Raw genomic sequence first — 12,699 nt, 5'->3', positions numbered from 1 at the left:
AACCATGCCCATTGCCATTCTGATACTGATGCTCTGTTTACCTGTGACTGCCTGGGCGGGTTGGTTGTGGGGTGAGGATGAAGCCGATCCCATGGTTCAGGTTGTCGAGGCTTATGTTGTCTGGCGTACCGGCCCGGCGGTGGGGTATCCGGTTTTTCACAGCAGCGAAAAAGGCGAATGGCTGACGCTTCTGCAGCGCAAGACCGGATGGATGAAAGTGCGGGATGAGAAAGGTCGCGAAGGTTGGGTGGCTGTGGCTGCTATTGCACAAACCCGGGATGCTACGGGGGAGTTTGTTGATCTCAACGTACCGAATCTCGAGGCGTTCAGTGAGCGCACTATCGAAGCCGGAATCATGATGGGGGAATTTGAAGGTGCTCCGGTAACCTCTGGCTACGGAGGTTACTGGTTTACCCCCAACCTGGCAGCAGAACTCTGGGGTTCGCAGGTGCTGGGCAGCGCCTCGGAAATACTCATGGTGAATGCGAATATTGTGCACCAACCGTTTCCCCAATGGCGGGTTTCGCCGTTCTTCACCCTTGGCGTGGGCCATATATGGGTGGATCCGAAAGCGACACTTGCTCAGCCAGAAGAGCGTGATAACCCTATTGGCCACGCGGGCGTGGGCGTGCGTGTTTATATCACCGACCGTTATTTTATCCGGGCCGAGTTCAAGGACTACAAAGTCTTTACCAGCCGATCAACCAACGAAGAAGCGACAGAATGGAAAATCGGACTAAGTATCTTTTTCTGACCGGGCTCTGCCTGACACAAGTCATAGCGTTTGCGCCTCAGGTGTTAGCAGCTGAAGAAACTGAGCGGGACGATCGGCCTTTGATCGAGCCGGATGTAAAGCCGGTACCAGTTGATGAGGCGCTGATCGATACCGAGAACTTCGAGATCGGAGCTTTCGTGGGCGTGCTCAATATCGAAGATTTTGAATCATCAATGGTTTACGGCGGCAAGCTCACCTATCACCTGAGCGAATCGTTTTTCTTCGAGGCCGGAATAGGCTTTGCAGAGGGCGGTCAAACCAGTTTCGAGAATCTGGCTGGCAACGTTCAGGTATTGACTGACAGCGAGCGCGACTACAGCTATTACAACATCAACCTCGGTTATAACGTGTTGCCTGGTGAGGCATTTCTTACCGAAAACTACGCCTTCAATACCAACTTCTATCTGATTGCAGGTGCTGGTTCCACGGACTTTGCTGGTGATACGCGTTTCACCGTGAATGTCGGTGCTGGCTATCAGATTCTGCTGACAGACAGCGTTGCGATTCATCTGGGTGTGCGCCAGCACTATTACCGCATTGATGTAGTGGGTCCCGAGAAGACGTCCATAAATACCGAAATCAGTTCCGGATTGTCGGTCTTTTTCTGAGTACAGGAGCCTTTGAAATGAACAACCCGGTTACAGCCATCGCATTGGCACTTGCCCTTTCGGGCGCAGCAGTCACGGTACAAGCAGACGCTATCAATGTTCCGGCTCCGGATTTCACTCTTGAAAGCCGCGCCGGAGACAACATCCGGCTTGAAGATCATCGTGGTGAAGTGATCATGCTGAATTTCTGGGCGTCCTGGTGCGGCCCCTGCCGGCAGGAAATGCCCTTGATGGACGATATCTACAGTCGCTATCAGGATCTTGGTTTCACGATTCTTGCGGTGAATGTCGACGAGAACCGCGACGAGGCTCTGCGTTTTCTGGACAAGGTGCCGGTGAATTATCCGATTCTGTACGACCCGGAAAGTTCGGTAAGCGAGCTTTACGAAGTGCCGGCCATGCCAACAACCGTGATGATCGATCGCGATGGTAACGCCCGCTACATTCACTATGGCTACAAGCCCGGCTATGAAGTCGAGTATGAAGCTCAGATCAGAGAACTGGTGCGAGAGTGATATCAGTGCGGGTAAACGTTATGCGTAAATTTACGATCATCATGCCGTTGCTGCTGGCACTGCTGCTTTCGGCAACCGCTGGGTGCAGTTCTGTAAAACCCTGGGTAAAACCCTACGAGAGAGACCGACTGGCTGATCCGATCATGAGCTTGAGTCGTCACGGCAAGGCGGACTCCTATATGCATCACGTTTATCAGTCCCGGGAATCTGCCCGAGGAGCAGAAGGCGGAGCAGGGGGTGGTTGTGGATGTAATTGATCGAAACTTCCGGCTCCAGGCACTGTGGGCGTTTCTCGCAATGATGGTTTCTTGCTCGTTAACCCAGGCTGCAACCCTTCCGGTTGATAGCGTCGATATGCTCTACCACCGTTACGATGGTGGCGGCATGGTTATTGACGGACCGGTAATACTGGCCCGTAAGAGTGTCGGCCCCCAGGTGTCGGTGTCCGGGCAGTATTACGTGGATATGGTATCTGCTGCCTCTGTGGATGTACTTGCAACGGCAAGTGCCTATACAGAAGAACGCACTGAATACACCGTTGGTGTTGATTACCTCTACGATCGTTCGATTATGAGCCTGGGCTTTACCAACAGTTTCGAAAACGACTATGAAGCCAATACTGTTTACTTCACCGTCAGCCAGGAATTCTTTGGTGGTATGTCGACGGTTACCCTCGGCTACGCCGGCGGCTGGGATGAGGTTGGCAAGATAGGCAATGACAATTTCAGTGAAGACGCCGACCGACGCAATTTCCAGTTGGGCGTTAGCCAGGTGCTTACCCGCAATATGCTTGTGGGCCTTGATCTGGAAGTGGTCACGGATGAGGGCTTCCTGCAGAACCCGTATCGCCAGAATCGTTATCTCGACCCGAATGATGCAACGTCGTTTCTCTACCAGCCCGAGCGCTACCCGGAAACCCGGACCAGCACGTCTGTGGCCGCCAGAGCGATCTATCATTTGCCATACCGGGCGTCGATCCGCGGCGAATACCGGCATTTCAGTGATACCTGGGGCATCGGTGCACACACCCTGGAGCTGGGTTACGTTCACGCTTTGAACGAGCGCTGGACGCTCGAAGGCTCGGTCCGTTATTACAGCCAGAGTGAGGCAGATTTCTACAGCGACCTTTTTGCCTTCGAAAACTCACAGACGCACCTGGCACGAGACAAGGAAATGAGCTCCTTTTCAGGCACTACTCTTGGGGCCGGTGCAGTTTATGAGTGGAAACAGACATCCCTGCCCGGCATCAAACGGCTGCAGTTCAGCCTGTTGCTGGACTGGCTGAACTTTGACTATGACAACTTCCGGGATGTGACGGCTCCGGGCAACTATCTGCCGGGCGAAGAGCCTCTCTATTCATTTGATGCGCTGGTTACCAGAGCGTCAGTGATTCTCGAATACTGAGTTTGCAGGAGCCCTGATTATGATCGATTCGTTCAAAACCTTGTTGGCTGGCGCATTTGCAGCATTATTCCTTTTTTCGAGCGCTGCGGTGTACGCAGAGCCCGACGCTGCTCAGGACAGCCAGGCCGTTGCGGAGCGCGTTGAGAATCTTAAAAAGAAAGTTATCGGTCTTAACCGGGATCTTTTCATTCTGGAAGAAGATCTGCTGTTCCCTGCCAGCACGCAATTTGCTGTCTTCCTCAGCGTTGATGCGGGCGAATTTCTCAAGCTGGATGCGGTGAAGCTGAAGGTAAACGGCGATATTGTGGCTTCCCATCTTTATACAGATCGACAGGTCTCGGCCCTTGAGCGTGGTGGCATGCAACGCTTGTTTATTGGCAATCTGAAAACCGGTACTCATGAAGTAACAGCGTTTGTAGAAGGTATCGGGCCGGATAATCGCGCCTACAAGCAGGCGGCAAGCCTGGCTTTTGAAAAGGGCACTGAGACAGCTGCTCTGGAAATCCGCATTCAGGATCGTTCCTCGGATTATCAGCCCACGGTTTCCATTGTGGAGTGGGAGTGACACAACCAGTGGCATTTATTGCAAGGGCAATTCATTCCGGTTTGGCGGTGCGTCTGGCAGCCGCAGCTGCGCTCATGCTCGGTACGCCGGCATTGGCTGCCGACAAGGCTCCGGAAAGGGCTAGGGACCCGGAATACGGCTGGGTGCTATACAACTATTATCAGGGTGAGTCCTTTGATGCACTGACATTGCTCGATGTCGCCCGTGAGCGTGGTGGCATTGGTGGGCACGGTGCCTATCCTGAGCTGGTCGAGGGCGGGCTTATGCTTTCTTACGGCATGACCCGCGGAGCCCGCGACCTGTTCACCCGCTTGCTTGAAGAAGCGGGCACCGCCGAAAGCGATGACCCGGAGTATGGAGAGCCGGGTGTAACCCTGAAGCCCGATGTGCGGAGTCAGGCCTGGTTCTATCTGGGAAAAGTGTTCTATCTCGAAGGGGACTATGGACCGGCTTATGAGAACCTTCAGCGGGTAGACGCAGATGTTCTGGAAGAAAGCGATTCAGGGCTATACCCGGAATGGCTTTATCTGAGAGCCCGGCTGGCCATGACATCCGGCGCGTTCGGTGACAAAGCTCTGATTGAGGGCCTGCGGCAGCAGCTTGGGCAATCAGGCCCGTGGGCGCACTATCTTGGCTACAACCTGGCCATGGACGAGATCGCTGGCGGAGATTTCGCAGAAGCACAGCAAAGCCTTCGCACGCTCATTGCCGATATGGAAGACGAGGATCCAGAGGAAGAGGTGGTTTCCGAGCACCGTGCGTTACTGGATAAAAGCCGGTTATCTCTCGCCAGGCTTTACCTGAGAGATGCCCGGTTTGACGATGCTCTGACACTGTTAGGTGCCATGCCTCTGGATGGAGTTTTTTCTGACAGGGCCCTGTTTGATTATGCAGTCGCGGCCGCGGGTCAGGGCCAGATGCAGCGGGCTCTGGATGCACTTGATGCCCTGTCGCAGCGCACGTTGTTTTTAGCCTGGAGAGAGCAGGTTCCCTATGCCCGGGGTTATGTACTGGAACAGATGAATCAGCCGCGTAAGGCGCTTAACGCGTATACGCAGGCCGCTGAACATTACGAAAACCGGGGAGAGGAACTGATAACAGCCCGGCAGGCACTGACCGAAGAGAACCTGATGACCCGGTTGAGTTTTCTCCGCGACAGCGATGACATTATTACCGATGCCTATGGGCGCCTCCGGGTAACGCCTGCTGATTTCGGGCTTTCTGAGGTGTTGGCAACAGAACCTTTCCAGCAGGCTTTAGGGGAGCTCAACGAACTATACCGGATGCAGACTTTGTTGGTGCAGCGGGAAACGCAGCTTGGCACCTTTGAAGCCATGCTGGAAACACGAAAAATACAGCGCGAGCGCCGAAGCCGTGAGACACGTTATGAGCTCGAACGACAGCAGGCAGACAATTGGGCGGAAGCACTGGATTCATTCCGTACAGATATTGAATCCGCCCTTGCGAGAGAAGACGCTGAATTTTTCATGACCACTGAACAGAAAGACCTGAAGGCGCGTCTGAACAAGGTTGCGGCTACGCTCGCGCAGCTTCCGGTTGATCAGAGCACTGCCAGGCAGCGTGCGAGCTATGAGCGAATGCAGGCTTACTTTGACTGGACAGTGGCGAACGATTACGGCGTCAACCGTTGGGAAGCCCAGAAACAGCTGCGCGAGCTCGGTAGCGAAATGGCAAAGTTCCGAAGTCAGAGAGCCGGTATAGAGGCCCTGATGGCAGGGGATAGTGAACATAGTGAGTTGACCGGGCGGCTGGCCCGCAACGCTGCGGAGCTTCAGGAACTGAAAGCCCAGGTGCAAGATGCATTGCAGCAGGCGCGGGGCATTCTGATGAGCCGGTTGGATGAATCGCTTGAGCAACAGAGCAGTGAGCTGCGTCGGTACCTGGTTGCATCCCGTCATGCCCAGGCGCGGTTGGCGGATCAGCTGTTCCGTGAAGGCCAGAGCGCGGAGGCTGCCAATGATTAAAATGCCTCTTGAAACTCTACAGCAGGCCCGACGTTCTGGTTTTTGTCTGGCTAAAAGCCTGATGCCGGTGCTTTATGCGATGCTGGCTACAGGCTGTCAGGCACTGTGGTGGGGGCAGGGCGACGACGAAATGCCTGCCGTCCGGCCCGGAACTCTGGCGTCTTTAGGCACAGCAAGCGCGGCGAGAGAGGCAGATCTTGCTGTGGTGGAGGGCAAGCTCGATGAAAATCCGCAGGACGCCGTTTCTCTCGAATCAGTGATGCGCAGTTATCGGGATTTACTTCCGCTGGTGGACGATCCCGTCAAACAGGTCACCATCCGGCACCGGCTCGCCGATCTCGAATTCGCGCGGGCCGAGCGCATCATGACCGACACCGCACAAGATGATCTGTCCGGGGCGATTGCTGCATACACCAACCTGTTGGCGGAATACCCCGAGCGAGAGGGCAACGACCAGATTTACTATCAGTTGTCCAGAGCCTGGGAGTTACGTGGTATGACCGGCGAACAGCTGGTTGCGCTGGATACCCTGGTAACACGTTATCCGGATTCAGATTACTGGGTTGAAGCCCAGTTCCGGCGTGCAGATATTCTGTTTATCAATGGCCGGTACGCTGAGGCGGAACAGGCGTTTGATGAGGTTGCTCTCGCCGGTGGTGAACCCGGCAGTAGCAAAGAAAGCACCGATCCGACCTTTTTGATGAATGCCTATTACATGAAGGGGTGGAGCCAGTTCAAACAGGGCAATTATCAGCAGGCTCTGTTCAGCTACGTCGAAGTGCTGGATCTGATTATGCCGGATGCACAGGATGCAGAAGCGCCTGACCAGCGTTATCAGACGCTCACGGAAGACTTGTTCCGGGTTGTCGGTCTCTCACTGTCTTACCTTGACGGCGCAGAGACTTTGCAAGCCCTGTTCCGGCAGACGGGTAGCCGGCCTTATGAAGTTCTCGTTTACGACCGGTATAGCAAGTTGTTGATTGAGCGTGAGCGATACAGCGACGCCGTTGATGTGTTTGAAGCATACATTGACGAGCATCCGGAAAGCCGCTGGGCACCGCGTTATTTCATGCGGATAATCGATACCCTTGATCTGGCAGGCTTTGACAAAGCTATTCCGGATCGCAAGGCTGAGTTTATTAAACGTTACGGTATCTATGGTGACTATTGGCCGCAGACCGACCCCGAGACTCTGGTTTATATAGAAGACCAGCTCGAAATCCTGTTGCCGGAACTTGCAGATCGTCATTACCTGCTGGCCGGCGAAGCCAGAAAAGAGCAACTCACCCGGCAGAACCGGAATCGTCAACCTGACGATACCAGTAAGCCAGGCCCAGGGGTGGCTGAACACTATCGCCAGGCTGCCTCTTATTACGCGGAATTTGCAGCCACGTTCCCTGATCATCCCCGCACACCGGAGCGCCTGTTCCTGTTGGCAGAAACCTACATCGAGTTGCAGGAGTGGCCTGATGCCATCCAGGCATTTGAACGTGTAGCCTACGATTATCCCGCTGCCGGCAAGGTATCGGAGCGCGCCGCAGAAGCAGGGTATGCTTCAGTTCTGGCATTTCGCGAGTACTCGCAAACCTGGCTGAACGAAACAAGCGCTGATCTCTTCGCGCTGCAGGAAATCCAGCAACTTAATCGCCTGAGATTCGTGAACGCCTTCCCGCAGGATTCCCGAGCTCCGGGTGTGTATTACATAGCCTTGCAGCGGGAATTTGACCAGCAGAACCTCGAGGAAGTCATACCTATGGCAGCTCGCCTGGCAACCTGGCAGCCAGCTGCAGATCCTGCTTTGGTTACAGAGGCGCTGCTGATGGCCGGGCACAGCCAGTTCGAGCTTGCGCGTTATAGTGAAGCTGAACAATCTTACCGTGACGCTCTGGCCATGATGCCCGTTGATGATGAAAGGCGTCCGGGCATACAGGAAAACATGGCGGCGTCTGTATTCCGACAAGCAGAGCAATTGGCAGAGGCGGGCAATATTGACGCAGCCGTCAGCGAATATTTGCGGGTGGGGGCGGTAGCACCTGCGTCTGTGCTGAATGCCAATGCGCAATATGACGCGGCATCCCTGCTGGTGAGTGCAGCGAAATGGGATGAGGCCATAGGAGTGCTCACGGGCTTCCGTTCACGCTTCCCGGAACATGAGCTGGTTGATACGGTGCCGGCAAAGCTTGCCTTCGCCTATCGGGAAACCGGGCAGTGGGAGAAAGCCGGCGACGAGCTCAATATCATGGTTGCCATGGCGACTACGCCGGAAGAGCGACGGGAGAATTTGCAGATTGCAGCTGAACTCTACGATCAGGCCGGAAACGACGACAAGGCGATTGATACCTGGCGCCAATATGCCAACAGTCACCCGGAGCCGGCACCGGTTTACATGGAAGCGGCTAACCGGCTGGCTGAGCTTTACGAGTCCCGTGGCGATATTGAACGCCGTAATTTCTGGCTGAGCAGGCAGATGGAGAAAGTTGACCAGAACCCCGAGGCTGCGGATGATCGCATGCGTTACCTGGCGGCGTCTGCCTCTGCCATCTTCGCCCGGGAGGCGTTGGCTTACTATGACAGTATCCGCCTGACACTGCCGCTGAACGAAAGCATGGTGGCCAAAACAAATGCGCTGGAAGAGGCCGTGCAGGCTTATCAAACCACTGCAGGTTACGGGTTATCGTCTTTTTCAACCGAGGCAGGTTATCAGATTGCCCATATCTACAGCCGCCTTGGTGCCGACCTTATGGATTCCGAACGCCCGGATGGGCTCAGTGAACTCGAGCTTTCCCAGTACGAGTTGCTTCTGGAAGAGCAGGCCTATCCATTTGAAGACAGCGCCATTGATATTCACGAGCAGAATATCCGACGTGCCCGTGAAGGCATCTTCGATGAGTGGGTAAGGCGCAGTTATGAGTCGTTGCGTGGTTTGCTGCCCGGCCGCTATAACAAACCCGAAGTTACAGCCGGAGCGGTTCATGATCTGGGATAAAAAACGTAATGCGGTGGTTCTGAGCCTTTTGCTTTTGTCTGGTTGCGCGCTTGGGCCTGAGCGAACAGATACGCCAGATGATGCGGCTGCAGCAACGGAGGAATCAGAAGCGCTTCTGCAGGAAGCCTTTTCCGAAGCGGTTGTATTACTGGAAAACGGCGATACCGATGAGGCCAGAGGCCGCTTCGAGCAGATCGCGGCGCAGCATCCGCAACGCACTGGCCCGCTGATTAATCTGGGGGTGATCGCGTTTCAGGCGGGCGAAACCGAACTGGCTCAGGCGCGCTTCAAAGAGGTGCTGGTCCTGAACCCGACGCACCCGGTTGCGCTTAATCATCTGGGCGTTATTGCCCGCAACGCGGGCGATTTTCCAACTGCGGAGCAGCGCTACCGTGAGGCCCTTGCGGCAAACCCCGAATACTTGCCAGCATTGTTGAACCTGGCATTTTTGCTGGATATTTACCTTGGAGAACCAGAGCAGGCGCTACCACTTTACGAACAGTACAAAGCGCTTGCCGCCGAACCTGACCCAAGACTGGATGATTGGATATTTGATGCAAAAAACAGAATCTGATGTGAGGGGCAGATCATGAGACAACTGGGGAAACCGGCTCTGCTGGTTCTTGTTTCATTGGTTGGTCTCCAGGCTGCCCAAGCCCAGGAGTCAGGGATAGTTACCATTGAGGGCACCCGCATTCGGGGTGACCAGGAGGTACCTACGGTGATGTACATAGTGCCCTGGCAGCCACCGGAGGTAGACGAACTCCGGGCGCCAGACGAGCAATTGATGGTTGAACAAGCCTTTTCGCCTCTGGAGCGCTACGAATTTCAAAGGCTTGTCCGCTACCATGAGGCGTTCAGTAGCGAACCGGCTGCAGTGAAACAGGGTAATTAGTGAGACGTGCGTCACAGTGTTTCTGTGCCCGAGTGCAAACTACAACAAACCGCAACAAAGACTTCCGCTAACTTAACCCCTTTGGGGTAGAGCAGCGCTTAGACTGACTCAAAACCCGGACCATGGAGTGCCCAGAAAATGATCGATACCGCCGTTCGCTTCTTTCAGGAAGGTGGCTTTTTTATGTTTCCGATTGCCATTGTGCTGATTATCGGACTCATTGTAGCCATTGAGCGATATGTATACCTGTCTGCTCAGAAGATCACGAATCGCAGAGACTTCGACCGTCTGCATCAGATGATTGCAAAGCGTGATTTCAAAGGTGCACTCAATTACGCCCAGGAATCTGGCACTGCCATGTCGACAATGATCGGTTTCGGCCTGCAGCGGCTGGCCCGCCGACAAGGCCGTGAGGACATCGAGTATGCCATGGAAGAGGGTCTGCTCGATGTCATGCCACGCATTGAAAAGCGAACCCAGTACCTCGCAACGCTTGCCAACATTGCAACACTTTTGGGTCTTTTGGGTACAATCATCGGCCTGATTGCAGCATTTACCGCTGTTGCAGCAGCAGACCCAGCGCAAAAAGCCAGCCTGCTCTCCCAGAGTATTTCCGTGGCCATGAACACCACTGCGTTCGGTCTGATGTCGGCCATTCCCATGCTGTTGATCCATTCCGTTCTGCAAACCAAAACCAATGAGATTGTCGACAGCTTCGAAATGGCGGGTATCAAAGTACTCAACCTGCTCAGCGATGGTTCTGGCACTCGCTCCGGTTCTGCGCCTACAGGGCAGGCTGCATCGTTGTCTGCTTCGTCTGCAGCGCCGGCCGGCGCTCTCGCAGGCGCTACCGCCCGCACTCCGGCCTGATAATCAGCTGAAGGATTTCAGGCTATGAGACGGAAGCATCGTCGATTACAGAGCGAGCCGGATCTCGATATCACCCCCTTCATGAACCTCATGATTGTGCTGGTGCCGGTGCTGCTCCTGAATATGGTGTTTGCTCACACCAGCGTTCTGGAGCTCAATTTCCCGACGGGCGAAAGCCTCACGCCGGATAAGGTTGAGGAGCTGCAGATACAGGTGGTTATCCATTCAGACCGACTGGTAGTTGCGGACAACCAGGGTGGAGTCATCAAGGCCATTGCCCGGAACGACGGCGAGTACGATTTCGTTGTACTCAAAGACGTTATGAAAGAGATAAAAAGCCGGGTCCCTGACAAGAAAGACATTATTATCATGCCCTCGCAGGAAACGTCCTATCAGGCGCTGGTTTCCGTAATGGATACGGTTCGCTCCTATGATGCCGTGGTCGCCGGGAGCCTCGTGGAAGCGGAACTGTTCCCTGAAATCTCGCTGGGCGATGCGCCGACAGCAGAGGCTGGAGAAGCGGCGAAAGAAGGGGGGCAGTCATGAAAGAATCTGCAAAAGCCCGCCGCCTGAAGCGCCACCACAGACGAAACAAGAATCAGAGCAAGATGAACCTGGTGTCGCTGATGGACATCTTTACGATTCTTGTGTTCTTCCTGATGGTTAATTCTTCGTCTGACGTGCAGGTGCTCAACCAGAGCAGCACCATCAAGTTGCCAGACTCGTCAGCGGTACAGCCGCCTGGTGACGTGCTCGCGCTGACCGTAACCGATCAGGATATTCTGGTAAACGGACGTGTGGTCATCAAACGCGACGTACTGCAGACGCTGGACGGCCAGATAGAACCTGGTCTGAAACAGGAGCTGGACTACCAGGCCAGCCGGTCAGGTCAGCCCGAGCCCGAGGCGGGGCGGGCGATTACCATCCTTGCAGACCGTGAACTGCCCTACGATTTGCTCAAGAAAATTATGTCTACCTGTGTGGATGCTGGATACGCAAGTATATCTCTGGCGGTGAACCAGCGCGCCAAAGAGGGGGCCGGAGCATGACTCAGAGCGGGACAGAGTACCGGTATGGATTACCCTGGAGTCACGAGCGGGGCGAGCGCAGGCGCTTGCTGTCCGTGGCGTTGGTCGTTGCGCCTCTGTTTGTGATTTTTGCCGGATATATCAGTTGGATAGATTTGCCGGAACGGGATCGACAGGAGCGTGAGGCTTTGCCGCCACAGTTGGCCAAGCTGGTTATCGAGAAAAAAGAACCGCCTGAACCGGTGGTTATGCCCGAGCCGGAACCAGAGCCTGAGATAAAACCCGAAGAGAAACCGGTTGAACAGCCCAAGCCTGAACCGAAACCAGAGCCGAAGCCTGAACCAAAGCCCGAACCAAAACCAGAGCCACCGAAGCCCGAGGTGAAGGAAAAGCCCAAGCCCGAAGCCGTCGCCCAGGCCCGTGAAAAAGCAAAGAGCAGCGGCATTCTGGCAATGGGCAATGAACTGTCCAGGCTCAGCGACCTGGCCAGTTCGGTCAAGCTTGACGCGCCGGTTACGCGCACAGCCAAATCAATTACCCGCAAGACCACAGAAGACACGCTGGCGGCCCGCGCCACCACAAATGAGCGCAGTGCTGGTGTGAGTGACGCAGCACTTGAGCGTGAAAGCCGTCAGGTTGTTCTTGAAGAGCGTGAAAGAACGGAAGTTGCCGAGACTGAGCGTGTTGCCGAGGTTAAAGAGGCGGTTCGCCGCGAAAAGCAGGAAACCGCTTCGCGGACACGCAGCAAAGAAGAGTTGCGACGTACGATGGATGCCAATAAGTCGGCCATCTACAGTATTTACAATCGTGAGCTTCGTCGCAAACCATCGCTGCAGGGCAGCATTACGCCCGAGTTGGTAATCGAATCCAGTGGCGTTGTGTCTCAATGTTCTGTGGTTGAGTCAACGCTTGGCGAGCCTGGTCTGGAGAACAAGATCTGTAATCGCCTTCGGCTTGTGGACTTTGGCTCCCGGCCGGGAGTCGATCAGACGACGATTCGCTACCCGATTGAATTGCTGTCTGGCTGATGATTGCTGTCCGGCTAACGGCTCTTGATGTGGCCGTTGG

At 54.9% G+C, this 12,699-nt stretch carries 14 protein-coding genes; all 14 read left to right on the top strand.

All coding sequences use genetic code 11. The annotated features are described in order from the left end of the window. Positions 1–4 precede the first annotated feature (4 nt). Entirely contained in the window at positions 5–754 is a 750-nt protein-coding gene (locus tag ACN0RL_RS04555) for an SH3 domain-containing protein (protein ID WP_417514156.1), read from the top strand. Next, positions 724–1,383, top strand: coding sequence for an outer membrane beta-barrel domain-containing protein (locus tag ACN0RL_RS04550; protein ID WP_417514154.1), 660 nt, complete (start codon positions 724–726; stop codon positions 1,381–1,383). Before ACN0RL_RS04555 ends, ACN0RL_RS04550 begins: the two co-directional genes overlap by 31 nt. A 17-nt stretch (positions 1,384–1,400) precedes the next feature. Further along, positions 1,401–1,898, top strand: a complete 498-nt coding sequence (locus ACN0RL_RS04545; protein ID WP_417514152.1) for a TlpA disulfide reductase family protein — start codon at positions 1,401–1,403, stop codon at positions 1,896–1,898. 20 nt (positions 1,899–1,918) lie between these two features. After that, the gene (locus ACN0RL_RS04540; protein WP_417514150.1) at positions 1,919–2,155 is read left to right on the top strand and encodes a DUF4266 domain-containing protein; all 237 of its coding nucleotides are present in this window, start codon (positions 1,919–1,921) and stop codon (positions 2,153–2,155) included. Next, positions 2,142–3,302 carry a DUF3570 domain-containing protein gene (locus ACN0RL_RS04535; RefSeq protein ID WP_417514148.1) on the top strand — a complete coding sequence of 387 codons (1,161 nt, stop codon included), beginning with the start codon at positions 2,142–2,144 and terminating at the stop codon, positions 3,300–3,302. The genes ACN0RL_RS04540 and ACN0RL_RS04535 overlap by 14 nt, the downstream gene beginning before the upstream one ends. A gap of 19 nt (positions 3,303–3,321) precedes the next feature. Beyond that, on the top strand, positions 3,322–3,867 hold the full coding sequence (locus ACN0RL_RS04530) for an AraC family transcriptional regulator (RefSeq protein WP_417514146.1): 546 nt from the start codon (positions 3,322–3,324) through the stop codon (positions 3,865–3,867). Continuing rightward, on the top strand, positions 3,864–5,852 hold the full coding sequence (locus ACN0RL_RS04525; RefSeq protein WP_417514144.1) for a hypothetical protein: 1,989 nt from the start codon (positions 3,864–3,866) through the stop codon (positions 5,850–5,852). The genes ACN0RL_RS04530 and ACN0RL_RS04525 overlap by 4 nt, the downstream gene beginning before the upstream one ends. After that, complete coding sequence (locus ACN0RL_RS04520) at positions 5,845–8,838, top strand: tetratricopeptide repeat protein (RefSeq protein ID WP_417514142.1); 2,994 nt, start codon at positions 5,845–5,847, stop codon at positions 8,836–8,838. Before ACN0RL_RS04525 ends, ACN0RL_RS04520 begins: the two co-directional genes overlap by 8 nt. Next, entirely contained in the window at positions 8,825–9,412 is a 588-nt protein-coding gene (locus ACN0RL_RS04515; RefSeq protein WP_417514140.1) for a tetratricopeptide repeat protein, read from the top strand. The genes ACN0RL_RS04520 and ACN0RL_RS04515 overlap by 14 nt, the downstream gene beginning before the upstream one ends. A 15-nt stretch (positions 9,413–9,427) precedes the next feature. Continuing rightward, positions 9,428–9,733: a hypothetical protein gene (locus ACN0RL_RS04510; RefSeq protein ID WP_417514138.1), complete on the top strand. Its 306-nt coding sequence runs from the start codon at positions 9,428–9,430 to the stop codon at positions 9,731–9,733. 138 nt (positions 9,734–9,871) lie between these two features. Then, positions 9,872–10,603 carry a MotA/TolQ/ExbB proton channel family protein gene (locus tag ACN0RL_RS04505; RefSeq protein ID WP_417514136.1) on the top strand — a complete coding sequence of 244 codons (732 nt, stop codon included), beginning with the start codon at positions 9,872–9,874 and terminating at the stop codon, positions 10,601–10,603. Positions 10,604–10,627: 24 nt separating this feature from the next. Beyond that, a complete protein-coding gene (locus tag ACN0RL_RS04500; protein ID WP_417514134.1) occupies positions 10,628–11,149 on the top strand; it encodes an ExbD/TolR family protein in 522 nt (173 codons plus the stop codon). Then, positions 11,146–11,652 carry an ExbD/TolR family protein gene (locus ACN0RL_RS04495; RefSeq protein ID WP_417514132.1) on the top strand — a complete coding sequence of 169 codons (507 nt, stop codon included), beginning with the start codon at positions 11,146–11,148 and terminating at the stop codon, positions 11,650–11,652. The genes ACN0RL_RS04500 and ACN0RL_RS04495 overlap by 4 nt, the downstream gene beginning before the upstream one ends. Further along, entirely contained in the window at positions 11,649–12,659 is a 1,011-nt protein-coding gene (locus ACN0RL_RS04490) for an AgmX/PglI C-terminal domain-containing protein (RefSeq protein WP_417514131.1), read from the top strand. The genes ACN0RL_RS04495 and ACN0RL_RS04490 overlap by 4 nt, the downstream gene beginning before the upstream one ends. The last annotated feature ends 40 nt before the right edge of the window (positions 12,660–12,699 follow it).

It is taken from the genome of Marinobacter sp. (assembly GCF_048259445.1).
GTDB lineage: Bacteria > Pseudomonadota > Gammaproteobacteria > Pseudomonadales > Oleiphilaceae > Marinobacter.
The sequence above is the reverse complement of the archived record's forward strand: the minus strand, read 5'-3'. Positions and strand labels throughout refer to the sequence as shown.